The following is a 15881-nucleotide window of genomic DNA, read 5'->3' on the forward strand; positions in this document are numbered from 1 at the left end:
GGGGAGCCAAAATCCGCAGCCGCATCGAGCACCGCAAACGCTTCCCCTCCGGCGCCAGTGGCAGCGGACGGGCGGTTGTGCGGATCACCGTCTCCCGCACCGGGCAGCTGCTCAACTATCGGATTGCAAAATCCTCCGGCAGCGCCGTATTTGACCAGGCGGCGCTGCAGGCGGTCGCCCGGGCCGGAAAATTCCCCTCCGCCCCCAAGAAACTCGGTCTCAGCCAGCTCACCTTCACCCTGCCAATGAGCTTCTCCAAATAGGCCCGGATGCGGGTCCGGCCCGCAAAAAGGCCCGCGCTGACTGCGCGGGCCTTTTCCTGTTCCTGAACCGCTGCAGAACGGCTCAGAACTTCGTGGTGAGCGTCAACGCCACATTACGTCCGTCGCCAAAGTAGCAGGCGCCGCCCGAACAGGTGGTGACATAGCGCTCGTCGCTCAGGTTGCGCACGTTCAGCGAGACCAGCCAGTTGTCCTGCCCATAAGACACCGCGGCATCATACAGCGTGTAGGACGGCGTCAGATAGGTACTGGCCCCGCCCCAGGCCTCGCCGTTGTAGCGGACCCCGGCGCCGAACGTCCAACCCTGCAGCCTGCCGTCCTGCGGCTCGTAATTCAGCCACAGCGACGCCGCGTTCTTGGGCACCTGGGCAATGTAGTCGCCCTCGGCATCCTCGGTGTCGAGATAGGTATAGGCGGCGTCGACCGTCAGGTCGCCGAACCGGTGGTATGCCTCCAGCTCCAGCCCCTTGGCGGAGGCTTCCCCCGTTTGCATCTGGAAGCCCGGATTGCCCGGATCGGCCACCGTCAGGTTAGACTTGGTCAGGTCGAACACCGCCGCCGTCAGCAGCGTATCGGTGCCCAGCGGCTGGTATTTCACACCAATTTCAACCTGCTCACCCCGGGTCGGCTCAAACGGAGTGCCATTCACATCGGTGCCGATCGCATCCTGGCGGAAGCTCTCGGCATAGCTGATGTAGGGAGCCACACCATTGCCAAACCGGTACATTACCGCGGCATTGCCGGTCCACTCGCTGTCCTTGGCGGCAATGCTCGTCGCACCAAAGCTGCCATTGCTCGCCCCGGTTTCGATGTCGCCATACCTCAGGCCAAGATCGATGAAGAGCCGATCGTCATAGGTGGCGCGATGCTGCACATAGGCACCCGCCTCAGTGATCGAAGTGCCGGGCGTGTCAGCGACAGTGATCGACGGGTAGCCGGCATAATCGGGGTTGAACGGGTCGATGGGGCCGACCTGGGCGCCGTAACCGGTATCGCTGTCATAATGCCCGCGGGTGTAGCTCACCCCGGCAAAGGTCCGCATGTCAAAGCCGCCAAACGCATATTCCGCGGTGGCATAGGCATCGATAGCCCAGGTCTTCAGCTTGTTTTCCGCGCGGTAGAACGTGCGGTTGATGGTGCCGTCTGGATTGTACCGGCCCGTGCCGGTGTTGTCGAAAGCCCACCAGGCGTGTTGGTACAGGGCCTCGGCTTCCAGATAGCGCGCGTTGGCGTTGAGGCTCCAGACCGGGTTGAAGCGGTGCTTGAACATCGCGGTGATGGCGCGCTGCTCGCTGTCGAACCGGTCAAACCCCGGCTCGCCGACAAAGACGCTGCTGGGAAGGAAATCGCCATTGCCGAACCCCGTCGCGGGCAGCAGCGTGCCATAGATCGAGGCGAACTGGATCAGCGGGCTGCCCTCGTTATCCTGGTAGTTGGCCAGCACCGTCAGCTCGGTATCCTCATTCGGCCGCCAGGTGATGGACGGTGCCAGCGCCAGCACATCGTCCTGCGAATGATCGACCTGGGTTTCGGAGTCCCGCAGCACGCCGACGAAGCGATAGCGCAGGGTGCCGCTTGCGTTCAGATCACCGCTCACATCCGCTGCAACCTGCTTGCGGTCATGCGACCCCGCCTGCAGTTGCAGCAGGCTCTCGGACTCCTGCGCCGCAGTTTTCGAGGCGGTGTTCACCACCCCGCCAACCGAGCCGCTGCCGTAAAGGCCGGAGGCCGGCCCTTTCAGCACTTCGACGCTGTTCAGCAGGAAGGGCTCAGGCTTGGTGTCATTATAGAAGCCATAGCGGGCAGGCAGCCCGTCATGCAGCGTGCTGGCCCTGAAGCCGCGCACCAGATACCAGTCGGCGCGGTTGTCCAGCCCCCACTGGCCGCCGACGATGCCTGCGGAATATTGCAGTGCCTCCTCCACATTCCGGGCGCCGCGCGCGGCGATCTCCTGGGCGGTCACAACCGTCACCGACCGCGGCGTCTCCGCAATCGGGTCGCCAGTCTTGGCAATGGTGCCGGTCTCCAGCGAAACACTTTCGCCGAAGAAGCCCTCGCCGCTTTGCTGGTTTACGTTGATTTGTTCAAGCTCGACAACTTCGGCCAATGCCGGCATGGCTGCCAGCAGGGCGCAAGCTGACGCAGCAGTACGTCGCAGAATCATGTCCCATCTCCGCTATTTTGCGGTTGAAATTTCTGCCTGACGTATTGCTGGGTGACTGCGGGCTAGTAAGGTTCCCGCGAAGGGTCAAGGGCCAATCAGCCCCCGCCGGGCGAAACGCCCGCGGGCTGCCGGAAACGGCAGCCCGTCGTTCTCAAAACTTGCAAAAATGCATCACCTTTTGCGCCCCTGCGGCGCGTTTGGCCGGGTATAGGGTCACACTCCCAGGTACCGGTCTGCCACCTCTGGCGGCAACTCACTGATGCCGCCGCCCCAGGCGTTGCTGCCCTTGTTGAGGATCACCGCGCGGTCGGCGATGGCCGACAGCTCCTTCAGCGACTTGTCCACCACAAGAATGGCCAGCCCCGCCTCGCGCTTGAGACGGCCGATCGCGGCCCAGATCTCCTGCCGCACCACCGGCGCCAAGCCTTCGGTTGCCTCATCCAGGATCAACAGCCGCGGATTGGTCATCAGTGCGCGGCCGATGGTCAGCATCTGCTGCTCGCCGCCCGACAGCGACCCCGCAGTCTGGCTGCGCCGCTCCTCCAGCCGCGGGAACAGCTCTGCGACCTTCTTCATGTCCCAGGGCCCGGGCCGGGCGGCGGCAATCAGGTTCTCCTCCACCGTGAGCGGCGCAAAGCAGCGCCGCCCCTCGGGCACCAGCCCGACGCCCAGCCGCGCGATCTTGTAGGACGGCAGCTGGCGCAGGTCATGGCCGTCAAACCGCAGCTCCCCCTTGGAGGTTCCCAGCATGCCGCAGATGGTCTTGATGGTGGTGGATTTGCCCATCCCGTTGCGGCCCATCAGCGCCACCACCTCGCCCTCGCCGATCTCCAGATCGACGCCGAACAAGGCCTGCGCCGGGCCGTATGAGGCCTCGACGCCGTGTAAGGTCAGCAGGCTCATGCGGCGTCCTCCTCTCCCAGATAGGCGCGGCGCACCTCGGCATTGGCGCGGATGTCGTCGGCGGTGCCGGTGGCGATTATCTGACCATAGACAAGCACGCTGATCCGGTCCGCCAGGGCAAAGACCGCGTCCATGTCATGCTCCACCAAGAGGATCGGCGCCTCCTGCCGCAAGCCATCCAGGAAGCCAGTCAGCGCCCTGGACCCGGCAGCACCCAGGCCCGCCATCGGCTCATCCATCAGGAACAGCCTCGGCTTCAAGGTCAGCGCCACCGCCACCTCCAGCTGGCGGCGCTGGCCGTGCGACAGGTCGGCGGTGCGGCGGCTGGCGTCCTGTGTCAGCCCCACCCGTTCCAGCGCGTCGCGCGCCTGCTCCAGCAGCTCCGGGTCCTTCATCACGTTGCGGAAGAAATGGAACGGCCGGCCACGCCCCCCCAGCGCCCCCAGCACCGCGTTCTGCAACACGGTGTAATCCATCGCCAGCGCCGAGATCTGGAACGTCCGCCCCAGCCCCATCCGCGCCCGCGCCACGGTGTCCAGCGCAGTGACATCCCGGCCCAGCAGCTCCACCTTGCCGCTGTCCGGCGCGATATTGCCCGCGATCTGCTTGATCAGGGTGGATTTGCCCGCCCCGTTCGGCCCGATCAGCGCGTGGATTTCACCGGGCCGCAGGTCCAGCGAGACATCTTTGCTCGCCTGCAGCGCGCCGAAACTCTTGCTCAGGCCCTTGGTTCTCAAAACCGCATCAGCCATGCGCCTTCTCCCGTCCTGCCAGCGCCCCGATCAGCCCGCCGCGGGCAAACAGCACGATCAGCAGCAGCAGCACGCCCAGGAAGATCTGCCAGTAATCGCTGATCCCGCCCAGCAGATGCTCCAGTATGATGTAAAGCGCGGCACCGGCCACCGGCCCATACAGCCGCCCGACACCGCCCAGGATCACAAAAATCATGATCTCGCCGCTGGTGTGCCAGCTGAGCATGGTGGGGCTGACGAACCGGTTCAGATCGGCAAACAAGGCGCCTGCCAGACCGGTGATGGCACCGGAAATCACGAATGCGGTCAGCCGCAGGGTAAAGGGCGTAAGACCCACCGCCTGCACCCGGTCCTCGTTCTGCCGCGCCGCCGCCAGCGCCAGACCAAAGGGTGAGCGCGCCAACCGCGCTGCAAACACCAGCGCCAGGCAGAGGATCACATAGGCAATGGCAAAGAACTGGATCGGGTCCAGCGTGTTGAGGCCCGGAAAATCATTCCGCACCCAGATCGACAGCCCGTCCTCGCCGCCATAGGCGCTCCAGCTGATCGCGAAGTAATAGAGCATCTGGCCGAAGGCGAGGGTGATCATGATGAAATAGACACCCGAGGTGCGCAGGGACAGCGCCCCGATCACCAACGCGGCCAGCGCGCTGAAGACCACTGCCACCAGCCAGATCAGCGGCATCTGGTTGCTGCCCTCGAACAGGAACGGCCATTCAAACAGCGGCTCATAATTCTGGGCATGGGCCGCAAGGATGCCCATGGCATAGCCGCCGATCCCGAAAAACGCCGCATGGCCCAGGCTGATCAGCCCGCCAAGGCCGAGGGCAATGTTCAGCCCCACCCCTGCCAGCGCCAGGATCGCAGCCTTGGTCGCCAAGGTGATGATAAAGGGCTCATCCAGCGACCACGCCGCTAGCGGCACGATCAGCAGCGCCGCAATCATTGCCCAATTTAGCAGGCTCTCACGCGTCAGCATCATGCGCTCCCCCCGTACAGACCCGAGGGGCGCACCAGCAGGATTGCCGCCATCAGGATATAGATCAGCATCGACGCCAGCGACGCCCCGGCAGAGGCCGCGCTGGCCGGATCCAGGAACAGGCCGAACAGCTGCGGCAGGAACACGCCGCCCAAGGTGTCGGTCATCCCCACCAGCAGCGCCCCGGCCAATGCCCCCTTGATGGAGCCGATGCCGCCGATCACAATCACCACAAAGGCCAGGATCAACACCGGCTCACCCATGCCGACCTGCACCGACTGGATCGCGCCCACCAGCGCGCCCGCCAGCCCGGCCAGCGCCGCGCCAAGGGCAAAAACCAGCGTGTAGAGCTTGGAAATATCGACGCCGAGGGCGGCAATCATCTCCCGGTCCGCCTCACCTGCGCGGATCTGGATACCGATGCGGGTGCGGGCGATCAGCAGGAACAGCCCGGCGGCAATGCCCAATCCGATCAGGATGATGGTCAGCCGGTAGAGCGGATATTCAATGCCTCCCGGCAGGCTGACAGGCCCCGACAGATAGGCCGGCACATCCAGGAACAACGGAAAGGAGCCGAACAGCCAGCGGGTGCCCTCAGAGAAAATCAGGATCAGCGCAAAGGTCGCCAGCACCTGATCCAGATGGTCGCGCCGGTACAGGCGCCGGATCACCACCAGCTCCATCAGCGCCCCGGCGGCGGCCGCGGCGGCGAGGCTCGCGGTCAGCGCCAGCAGAAACGAGCCGGTCCAGCCCGCCACTGCGGCGGCGGCAAAGGCACCCACCATATATAGCGAGCCGTGGGCGAGGTTGATCAGCCCCATCACCCCGAACACCAGCGTCAGCCCGGCTGCCATCAGAAACAGCATCACCCCGAGCTGGAGCCCATTCAGGATCTGCTCCAGAACTAGAATATACGTCATTTGATTTTCCGAAGGGGAAGCTTGACCGCTTGCGGAGACGCCGCGAAAGGCGTCTCCGCTCAAGCGCTTAGTTTACATCTTGCACTCGCCGCCATAAGCGTCGGCGTGGTCTTTCAGGCCGGTGGCGATGATCTTGTTGGTATAGACATCGCCTTCCTTGATCACTTCACGGACATAGATGTCCTGGATCGGGTGGTGGTTGTCGCCAAACTTGAAGTCGCCGCGGACCGATGCGAACTCCGCCGCTTTCAGCGCCGCGCGGAAAGCGTCCTGGTCAGACACTTCCGCCTTGTCCAGCGCACTCAGGATCAGGTTGGCGGTATCGAACCCCTGGCTGGCATAGAGCGACGGCAGGCGGCCGTACTTCTCCTGGAAGGACGCGACAAATTCAGCGTTGGCCTCATTGTCGATATCCTTGTTCCACTGCGAGGTGTTCTTCACCCCCAGCGCAGCATCACCCACCGCCTGCAGGATGCCCTGATCGAACGAGAACGCCGGGCCGACCACCGGCAGATCAACACCGCTGCCTGCGTACTGCTTGAGGAAGGAAATCCCCATGCCGCCGGGCAGGAAGAAATAGACAGAGTCGGCGCCGGAGGCACGGATCTGCGCGATCTCGGCGGCATAGTCGGTCTGCCCCAGCTTGGTGTAGATCTCACCGGCCAGCTCGCCCTCGTACATTCGCTTGTAGCCGGTCAGCGCGTCCTTGCCCGCCGGGTAATTCGGCGCCAGGATAAAGCTGTTCTTCAGCCCCGCCTCGTTGGCATAGGCGCCCGCGGCCTCGTGCAGGTTGTCGTTCTGCCAGGCAACGTTGAAGTAATTGGGGTGGCAGCGCTTGCCCGCCAGGGCCGAGGGGCCTGCGTTCGGCGACAGGTAGAAAACGTTCTGCGCGGTTGCAGCAGGCACCACCGCCATCGCCAGGTTGGACCAGATGATGCCGGTCATGATGTCCACCTTCTCGGACTGGATCATCCGGTCGGCAATCTGCACCGCCACGTCGGGCTTGCGCTGATCGTCCTCGATCACCACCTCGACGCCCTCGCGGCCGTCCTGTTCGATCGCCAGCATGAACCCGTCGCGCACATCCACGCCCAACCCGGCACCGCCGCCGGACAGGGTGGTGATCATGCCGATCTTTGTCTCCGCGTGCGCGGCCGTTGCCAGCGCCGGAATTGCAGCCGCCATCGCCAGCATCCGAATTGTTTTCATATCGTTCAATCCTCCCAGAATGTGCCCCGGCCCAAAACCAGGGTTCTTGATCAAATGCTTGCGACTTTACCGCGGCGGCAGCAGAAGCCAAGCCCGGCGAAAGCCCGCATCTCCCCGGCTGATCTTGCGCCAGCCCTAAAGGTGAGCCTACGCAGTCTTGGATTATTATTTCAAGCATAAAATAAATATGGCAATATTGTTGCCCTATTTACCTGCGAACCGTTCAGATGCGGCAGCGGCAGATGCGAGGGGCCAGCCCCTCGCGCTCCCCGGAGTATTTTTAGAAAGATGAGACAAAGCTGCAAATGCGGTGCCGGACCCACCGGTCAACCGGGTCCGAAACAGCCCGCCAGATGGTTGATCAAGGCGCGGATCCGTGCGGTCAGATGGCGGCTGGGCGGATACACGGCATAGAGCGTGACCGGATCGGTTTCCTGTTGTTCGAAAAGCACTTGCAGCCTGCCGTCCAGAAGGAACGGCAGCGCGGTGTAGTGGGGGCAGCGGGCAATGCCCAGGCCATTGACTGCCATATGCGCCACGGCCCGCGGCGAGTTGGCCCGAAAGCTGCCGCCGACGGTGATGGTTCTCGCCCCGCTGCCCCGCCCGAACGCCCAGGCCTCCGGCTGCGGCCCGGTCGTGAGCAGCAGGCAATTGTGGGTGGCCAGCGCCTCCGGCTCGGCCGGCTCTCCGTGGGCCTCCAGGTATTCCGGCGACGCCACCACCACCCGCCGCATGGTGCAAAGCTTGCGCGCCACCAGCCCCGAATCCTTCAACGCGCCAAAGCGCACCGCCAGATCCACCCCCTCCTCCAGCATCGGCAAGTGGCGGTCGGACAGCACCAGCTCCACCGCCACCTTTGGGTGCGCCTGCTGGAACGGCTGCAAGGCCTCCACCAGCTCACGGCTGCCTAAGCCGGTGGGCGCGGTGATGCGGATAGAGCCTGCCAGCTCCTGCTGGCGCAGCTGCACCACGTCCTCCAGCTCGTCGAACTGATCGAGCAGCGGCAGGCAGCGCTCCAGATAGGCCCGCCCGGTGTCGGTCAGCGTCACCTTGCGGGTGGTCCGGTTCAAGAGCTGCGCGCCCAGCTGCTCCTCCAGCCGGGCGACGTATTTGCTGGCCAGCTTGGTGCTGATCCCCATCTGCCGGGCCCCGCCGGTAAAGGAGCTCTGCGCCGCCACCGCGGCAAAGGTCCGCATACAGTCCAGCTTGTCCATCGGGGGTGCTCCCGTCGCCCTCTTTATGAATGCAACGTACATAATTATTCCACAACAAGGAATATTATCGCCAAACCTTAGGCGGCGTATCTTCCGGGTGTCTTCAAAAACCCACGGCAGATGCCAAGCAAAAGGACCCCAGACATGCCCCATTCTATCCGCATCCACGGCTTCCCCCTCTCCGGCCACTCCCACCGGGTGGAGCTGTTCGCCAGCCTCGCCGGGATCGCCCATGAGGCAGTCACCGTCGACCTGGCCGCGGGCGAGCACAAACAGCCGCCCTTCCTGGCGCTGAACCCCGCAGGCCAGGTGCCGGTGATCGAGGACGGCGACACCGTCATCAGCGATTCCAACGCCATCCTGGTCTACCTCGCCCGCAAATTTGCCCCGGCCTGGCTGCCCGCCGATCCAGTGAAAGAGGCAGAGGTGCAGAAGTTCCTGACCCTGGCCGCGGGTGAAATCGCATTTGGCCCGGCAGCAGCGCGGCTGATCAACGTCTTCAACGCCCCGCTGGATGCAGAGTTCTGCGCCACCGTGGCGGCCCGCGTGCTGGGCAAGATCGACGCCCATATGGCGGGCCGCAGCTTCCTGGTCGGCGACACCCCCACAATCGCCGACGTGGCGGTCTATTCCTATGTTGCCCACGCGCCCGAAGGCGGCATCTCGCTGGAGCCCTACCCCAACGTGCGCGGCCTGCTGGCCAACATCGAAGGGCTGAAAGGTTTCAAGCCGATGCCCGCCACCAAGGTTGGCCTGGCAGCCTGATCGCGCCCTAACCTCAGCGCGCGGCGGCCCGGTCAGGGGCGGGGTTGGGGGCCGGCCGCGCAACCCTCTCGCAAAACAGGAGGTTTCCATGACACCCCTCGATGCAAATACCCCCTCCCCCTTCCACGAAGGCGAACAGGAAATGCAGGCCCGCACCGGCAAGCGCGAGATGATGGAGACCTTCGGCCGCCGGGTGATACGCAGCTTCATGCCGGACCAGCACCGGCTGTTCTATGCCCAGCTGCCGTTTCTGGCGGTTGGCGCCGTGGACAGCGAAGGCTGGCCCTGGGCGAGCCTGCTGAGCGGCCCGCCCGGTTTTGCCGCCTCCCCGGACCCCCAGCACCTGGATATCGCGCTGCAGCCGGACACCCGCGATCCGGTGCAGGCCGCGATCCGCGAGGGCGCCGCGCTTGGCATGCTTGGAATCGAGCTGCACAGCCGCCGCCGCAACCGGGTCAACGGGCGGGTGTCCGCGGCCGGCCCCGAAGGCTTGACCCTGCGCGTCGACCAGTCCTTCGGCAATTGCCCGCAGTACATCCAGCTGCGCGGGCTGGAAGCCGTCGAACAGCACTCCCCCGCACATCCGCAGCACTTCACAGATTTCGACAGCAGCCACACCGCGCTGATCGCAGATGCCGACATGTTCTTTGTCGCCAGCCACATCCCCGCCGCCAGCCGCCCGGAACGCGAAGGCGTCGATGTCTCGCACCGCGGCGGGCGGCCCGGCTTTGTCCGGATCGACGGCAACCGCCTGACGATCCCCGACTTCCCGGGCAACAACCACTTCAACACGCTGGGGAATTTCCTGCTGAACCCGCGCGCGGGCCTGGTTTTCCCGGACTTCACCACCGGCAGCCTGCTTCTGCTGACCGGCACCGTAGAGTTGCTGGACGAAACGCATCCTGAGGTTACCGCCTTCCACGGTGCTGAGCGCGGCTGGCGGTTTACCCTGCACAAGGGCACCTGGCTGGAAGGCATCCTGCCCCTGCGCGCCGAACGCGGTGCCTTTTCGCCCAATACGCTGATGACCGATACCTGGGCAGAGGCAGAGGCCCGCGCCAAGCTGGAACAGCAGCGCAGCACCTGGCGCCGCTACCGGGTGGCAAGGACAGAGATGGAAAGCACCGTGATCCGCTCCTTTTATCTGGAGCCGGAGGACGGCGGCCCGTTGCTGCCCTCCGAGGCCGGCCAGTTCCTGACCATCCGTATCACACCGCCCGGCGCGGAGACGCCGCTGGTGCGGACCTACACCGTGTCCTCCGCCCCCGGCGAGGGCCACTACCGCATCTCGGTCAAGCGCGAGGAGGCCGGCACCGTGTCCCGCCACTTGCACGCCCACCTGCAAACCGGCGCGGTGATCGAGGCCAAGGCGCCGCGCGGCGGGTTCTTCCTGGACACCACAGCGGACCGCCCTGCGGTTCTGATCGCCGGCGGCGTGGGCGTCACCCCGATGATCGCCATGGCACGCCACGCGCTGCGCGAGGGGGTCCGCACCCGCCATATGCGTTCCCTGACCATCCTGCACGCGGCACGCACCACTCAGGAACGCGCCTTTGCCCGCGAGTTCCGCAATCTGGAGCAAGCCGCCGGCGGACAGATCCGCTATGTCTCGCTGATCAGCGCGCCAGCCGCGAAGGAAACGGCGGGCCGGGACTTCGATCATGGCGGACGGCTCAGCGCCGGGGTCCTGCAGCACGTGCTGCCGAAGACAGGCGCCGATGTCTACCTCTGCGGCCCGGGCGGTTTCATGCAGGCGGCCTACAACGGCCTGCTGGATCTTGGGGTCCAGGATGCAGACATCCATGCCGAGGCTTTCGGGCCGTCCGCGCTGACGCGCGCCACAGACGCCCCAAACCTCCGGGACGCTGTTCCCGAAGTGGACTCCGCCATCGTCCGCTTCAGGAAATCAGGCTTTGAACAGCCCTGGACCCCGGCGGACGGTACGCTTCTGGAGCTGGCCGAAAGCCACGGGCTGACGCCGGAGTTCAGCTGCCGAGAGGGCAATTGCGGCAGCTGCGCCACCCGGCTTCTGGCGGGCAAACTCGCCTACCGCACCCCGCCCGCTGCCGCGCCCGAGGACGGCGACGCCCTGATCTGCTGCGCGGTTCCGGCAACGGACACGATCGAATTGGATCTCTGACCCTCCCCCGCGCCTGAAACCGCCGTGCAAGATTTCTCTGGACAAGAGTGTCCAGGATCGCCGATGAATTGGACAGAATTGTCCAAAGGGCGGATTCGGGGACGCTCCCCGCTGGCCCGGCGGTGTCAGACAGGGAGCAAAGCCATGAAGTCGCACTATCGCGCCGTTGTCATCGGGGGCGGCGTTGTCGGCGCCTCCGTCCTCTATCACCTGGCCAAGTTCGGCTGGACCGACGTCTGCCTGATCGAGCGTTCGGTGCTGACCGCCGGCTCCAGCTGGCACGCCGCGGGCGGCTTTCACGCGCTGAACGCCGACCCGAACATCGCCTCGCTTCAGGCCTATACCATCGACCTCCTGTCCGAGATCGAACAGGAATCCGGCCAGTCCGTCGGCATGCACATGACCGGCGGCATGACGCTGGCCGGCACACCGGACCGCTGGGAATGGCTGCAATCGGCCTACCGCACCTTCCAGTCCATCGGCATCGACGACTGCCGCCTGATCACCCCGCAGGAGGCCGGCGAGCTGTGTCCGATCATGTCCACCGAGGGCATCATTGGCGGCATGTGGGCCGACCGCGAGGGCTATGTCGACACCACCGGCAGCGTGCACGCATACGCCGGGGCGGCCAAGAAACGCGGCGCGGAAGTCATCGAGCACAACCGCGTGCTGGAACTGCATCAGGTCGCGGACGGCTGGCAGGTGGTGACCGAAAAGGGCACCATCCACGCCGAACATGTGGTCAACGCCGCAGGCCTCTGGGCCAAGCAGGTGGGCCGTATGGCGGGCATCGAACTGCCGGTCTCGCCGCTCAACCACCATTACCTGATCTCCGACACCATCCCGGAGCTGGAACAGCTCGACTTCGAGGTGCCGATGACCGTGGACCTGGAAGGCTTCACCTATATGCGCCAGGACCAGAAGGGCATCCTGCTGGGCATCTACGAGATCGACCACGAGCACTGGATGATGGACGGCGCGCCCTGGGAATACGGGTTCGAGCTGCAGCAGGAAGACCCCGACCGGATCGAACGCGAACTGACGCTGGGCTTCGAACGCTACCCGGCGCTGCAAACCACCGGTGTGAAAACCTGGGTCAACGGCGCCTTCACCTTTGCCCCCGACGGAAACCCGCTGGTCGGCCCGGTGCGCGGCAAGCCCGGCTACTGGTGCGCCTGCGGCGTGATGGCGGGCTTCCTGCAGGGCGGCGGCGTCGGCAAATCGCTGGCCGAGTGGATGATCCACGGCGAGCCGGAGGCGGATGTCTTTGGCATGGATGTGGCGCGCTTCGGCGACTACGCCCAGAACAAGCGCTTCATCAAGGAAACCACCGGCCAGTTCTACACCCGCCGCTTTGTGATGACCTACCCGAACGAGCAGCTGCCCGCAGGCCGCCCGCTGAAGAAGGCCCCCGCCTACTCGGACATGACCCGCGCGGGCTGCCGCTGGGGCGCAAGCTACGGGCTTGAAATCCCGCTCTATTTTGCCCCGTCGGAAGACTTCACCGAAACCCCGACCCTGAAACGCTCCAACGCCTTTGAGATCGTCGCAGACGAATGCAAGGCGGTGCGCGAGTCCGTGGGCCTCCTGGACATTTCCGCCTTCTCCCGGTTCGAGGTCTCAGGCGATGGCGCCGAGGCCTGGCTCAACCGCGTCATGGCCTCGAAACTCCCCGCCCCGGGCCGCGCCAAACTGGCGCCGATGCTATCGCCCGAAGGCCGACTCAAGGGCGACCTGACCGTGTTCAACTGGGGGGACGGCACTTGGTGGATCATGGGCAGCTATTACCTGCGCGAATGGCACATGCGCTGGTTCCAGGACCACATGGGCGACGGCGTCGCGGTGCGCGACGTGAGCGACGCCATCACCGGCTTCAGCCTCTCCGGCCCGAACAGCCGCAAGGTGCTGGAAAAGCTGACAGACGGCCCCCTCGCGGACCTCCCCTTCATGGGCTGCGGCACCTTCGACATCGGGATGCTGCGCCTCAAGGTGGGCCGCCTCTCGGTCGCCGGTGAACTGGGCTATGAGCTCCACTGCTCCGCCGCCGAGCACATCACCCTGCGCGAGACCCTTCTGGAGGCAGGCGCAGACCTTGGCATCCGCGAATACGGTTTCAACGCGCTGCTCAGCCTGCGGCTGGAGAAAAGCTTCGGCATCTGGAGCGCCGAATTCACCCAAGGCTACACCGCGGCGCAGACCGGCATGGACCGCTGGATCGGCTGGGACAAGGACTTCATCGGCCGCGAGGCCGCACTGAAGGAACGCGCGGCAGGCGGCCCGGCGCAGGTTGTTGTGGCCTTGGAAGTGGACGCCACGGATGCCGACGCCAGCGGCTTTGAGCCGGTCTGGCAGGGCGAAACCCGCGTCGGCTTTGTCACCTCCGGCGGCTATGGCCATACCTTGGGCAAATCGCTCGCCATGGCAATGGTGGACCGCGACGCCGCCGCAGAGGGCACCGGACTGGCCGTCCATATCGTCGGCCAGGAACGCGCCGCCCGCGTGATTGCGCCCTCCCCCTACGACCCCTCCGGCAAAGCGATGAGAGGCTGACACGATGACCATCGAAAACGACAGCGCCGCCCGCGGACGCCGCCGCCGGGGCCGAAGCCGCGGGGCGGAGGCCGCCCCGGCCCCGCAGCGCCAGGTGAACTACCGCCAGCTCAAGAACCCCTTCCCGCTGATGGAGGTCTTCCTGGCGCATCAGATCGCGGACATGCATGAAACCGCGCTGAAAATGCTGGAAGAACTGGGCATAAAGGTACTGCTGCCCGAGGCCCGCCGGATCTACGCCAGGGGCGGCGCCCGCGTCGATGAAGACAGCGAAATGGTCTTTATCGGCCGCGACATGGTGGAGGCGGCGCTGGCCACAGCCCCTCGCTCGATCACCTGCCGGGCAGGAAGCCGTGAGCGCGACATCACGCTGGAGCTCGGCAGCCTGGTGTTTCAGGCCGGCGCCGGCGCGCCCAATGCCACCGATCTTGAACGCGGCCGCCGTCCCGGCTCCGCCCGGGACTATCTGGAATACCTCAAGCTCACCCATCACTTCGACGTCTTCCACATGATCTCGCCCCAAGTGGAGCCGCAGGACGTGCCCGTGCACCTGCGCCACTACTTCACCACCGAGGCGCAGATGACGCTGACGGACAAGTTCCCCTTCATCTATTCCCGCGGCACGCCGCAGGTGATGGACTGTTTCGAGATGATCCGCGATTTCCGCGGCCTGTCGGACGCCGAATTCCGGTATGAGCCGCGCTGCTACACCATCATCAACACCAACAGCCCGCGCACGCTGGACATTCCGATGGCGCAGGGGCTGATCGACTTTGCCCGTCACGGCCAGGTTTCGATCATCACGCCGTTCACCCTGATGGGGGCAATGGCGCCGATCACCGTCGCTGGATCCATTACCCTCAGCCACGCGGAGGTGCTGGCGGCGCTGACGCTGACTCAGCTGACAAACCCCGGCGCGCCGGTGTGTTATGGCACCTTCACCTCCAACGTGGACATGAAATCCGGCGCGCCGGCCTTTGGCACCCCTGCGCATTTCCAGGCCTCGCTGGCGGCGGGCCAGCTGGCACGCTTCCTCGGCCTGCCCTGGCGGTCGGCGGCCGGGTCGGCCTCGAACTGCAACGACGTGCAGGCAGCCAATGAAAACCAGATGGGCCTCTGGGGCTGCCTGATGGCCGGCGCCACGGTGATCATCCACTCGGCCGGCTGGCTGGAGGGCGGGCTGACCGTGTCCTATGAAAAACTGATCACCGACGCCGAGGTCCTCAACATGATTGCCGAACTCTGCGCGGGCGCCCAGGCGGGGGCGGATGAGATCGGCTACGCCAGCGCGCTGTCGCAGGTGGAGCCGCAGGGGCATTTCTTTGCCGCCCCCCAGACCATGGACCGCTACAGCACCGAGTTCTATGAGCCGGTGGTGCATGACTACGCCAATTTCGGCACCTGGACCGAACGCGGCAGCCTGGACGCCAATCAGCGGGCCACCCGGGTCTGGAAGGACATCCTGGCCCGTGATACCCGGCCTCAAACCGATGAAACCCGCGTTGACGCCCTCAAGAGCTTCATCGCCAAACGCACCGCCGAAGGCGGCGCCCCGCCGGAGAGCTGACATGGGCAAACGCGCGGCCCCGGTGCTGCACCGGGACAACCCGGACAAGGAGCCGCTCAGCGGCCATGTGAAGGTGACGCCGGAAGACTGGCTGAACGTGGCCCGCGACCTGCTGGTCAGCGAAGGCGTGGCCGGGGTCAAGGTGCTGGCCATCGGCGAGCGGCTGGGGGTCTCGCGCTCCAGCTTCTACTGGTACTTCAAGAGCCGCAAACACCTGCTGGAGGCGCTGCTGGACGATTGGGAGGCCCGCAACACCGCGCCCATCCTGACCCATTGCAAATTGCCAGCTGACAATATCACCTGGGCGGTCTGCAATTTCTTCCGCTGTTTCGTCGATCCGGACCTGTTCGACGCGTCCCTGGATTTTGCGGTCCGCGAATGGTCGCGTCGCGACGGCAAGGTCCGCAACCGCATCGACGCGGCGGATGCGCTGCGGC

Annotated in this window: 12 protein-coding genes and 1 pseudogene; 6 read left to right on the forward strand and 7 right to left on the reverse strand. The window is 65.3% G+C overall.

What is annotated here, in order from left to right; all coding sequences use genetic code 11:
• Positions 1-263, forward strand: a 263-nt coding sequence (locus tag AC4HIX_RS11575; RefSeq protein ID WP_490399104.1) for an energy transducer TonB, incomplete at its 5' end; no start/stop codon positions are given.
• A gap of 82 nt (positions 264-345) precedes the next feature.
• Here the strand turns inward: AC4HIX_RS11575 and AC4HIX_RS11580 are convergent.
• The 7 genes from AC4HIX_RS11580 to AC4HIX_RS11610 form a co-directional block, all read right to left on the reverse strand.
• A complete protein-coding gene (locus AC4HIX_RS11580) occupies positions 346-2445 on the reverse strand; it encodes a TonB-dependent siderophore receptor (protein WP_475053418.1) in 2100 nt (699 codons plus the stop codon).
• 213 nt (positions 2446-2658) lie between these two features.
• Positions 2659-3348, reverse strand: a complete 690-nt coding sequence (locus tag AC4HIX_RS11585) for an ABC transporter ATP-binding protein (RefSeq protein WP_475053421.1) — start codon at positions 3346-3348, stop codon at positions 2659-2661.
• Complete coding sequence (locus AC4HIX_RS11590; RefSeq protein ID WP_475053424.1) at positions 3345-4100, reverse strand: ABC transporter ATP-binding protein; 756 nt, start codon at positions 4098-4100, stop codon at positions 3345-3347. The genes AC4HIX_RS11585 and AC4HIX_RS11590 overlap by 4 nt, the downstream gene beginning before the upstream one ends.
• On the reverse strand, positions 4093-5082 hold the full coding sequence (locus tag AC4HIX_RS11595; protein WP_475053425.1) for a branched-chain amino acid ABC transporter permease: 990 nt from the start codon (positions 5080-5082) through the stop codon (positions 4093-4095). Before AC4HIX_RS11595 ends, AC4HIX_RS11590 begins: the two co-directional genes overlap by 8 nt.
• On the reverse strand, positions 5079-5999 hold the full coding sequence (locus AC4HIX_RS11600; RefSeq protein ID WP_475053428.1) for a branched-chain amino acid ABC transporter permease: 921 nt from the start codon (positions 5997-5999) through the stop codon (positions 5079-5081). The genes AC4HIX_RS11595 and AC4HIX_RS11600 overlap by 4 nt, the downstream gene beginning before the upstream one ends.
• Positions 6000-6071: 72 nt before the next feature.
• Positions 6072-7208: an ABC transporter substrate-binding protein gene (locus AC4HIX_RS11605; RefSeq protein ID WP_475053430.1), complete on the reverse strand. Its 1137-nt coding sequence runs from the start codon at positions 7206-7208 to the stop codon at positions 6072-6074.
• Positions 7209-7534: 326 nt separating this feature from the next.
• The gene (locus tag AC4HIX_RS11610; protein ID WP_475053432.1) at positions 7535-8422 is read right to left on the reverse strand and encodes a LysR family transcriptional regulator; all 888 of its coding nucleotides are present in this window, start codon (positions 8420-8422) and stop codon (positions 7535-7537) included.
• A 144-nt stretch (positions 8423-8566) separates the two neighbouring features.
• Here AC4HIX_RS11610 and AC4HIX_RS11615 point away from each other — a divergent pair, with 144 nt between their 5' ends.
• The 5 genes and pseudogenes from AC4HIX_RS11615 to AC4HIX_RS11635 form a co-directional block, all read left to right on the forward strand.
• Positions 8567-9187, forward strand: coding sequence for a glutathione S-transferase family protein (locus AC4HIX_RS11615; protein WP_475053435.1), 621 nt, complete (start codon positions 8567-8569; stop codon positions 9185-9187).
• An 88-nt stretch (positions 9188-9275) separates the two neighbouring features.
• Positions 9276-11327 carry a 2Fe-2S iron-sulfur cluster-binding protein gene (locus AC4HIX_RS11620; RefSeq protein WP_475053438.1) on the forward strand — a complete coding sequence of 684 codons (2052 nt, stop codon included), beginning with the start codon at positions 9276-9278 and terminating at the stop codon, positions 11325-11327.
• A 144-nt stretch (positions 11328-11471) separates the two neighbouring features.
• Positions 11472-13877, forward strand: a complete 2406-nt coding sequence (locus tag AC4HIX_RS11625) for a GcvT family protein (RefSeq protein ID WP_475053439.1) — start codon at positions 11472-11474, stop codon at positions 13875-13877.
• Between the two features lie 4 nt (positions 13878-13881).
• Positions 13882-15444, forward strand: coding sequence for a trimethylamine methyltransferase family protein (locus AC4HIX_RS11630; protein ID WP_475053442.1), 1563 nt, complete (start codon positions 13882-13884; stop codon positions 15442-15444).
• Between the two features lies 1 nt (position 15445).
• Positions 15446-15613, forward strand: a pseudogene (locus AC4HIX_RS11635) (TetR/AcrR family transcriptional regulator); the annotation flags it as partial.
• Positions 15614-15881 lie beyond the last annotated feature (268 nt).

The organism is Leisingera sp. (assembly GCF_982940295.1).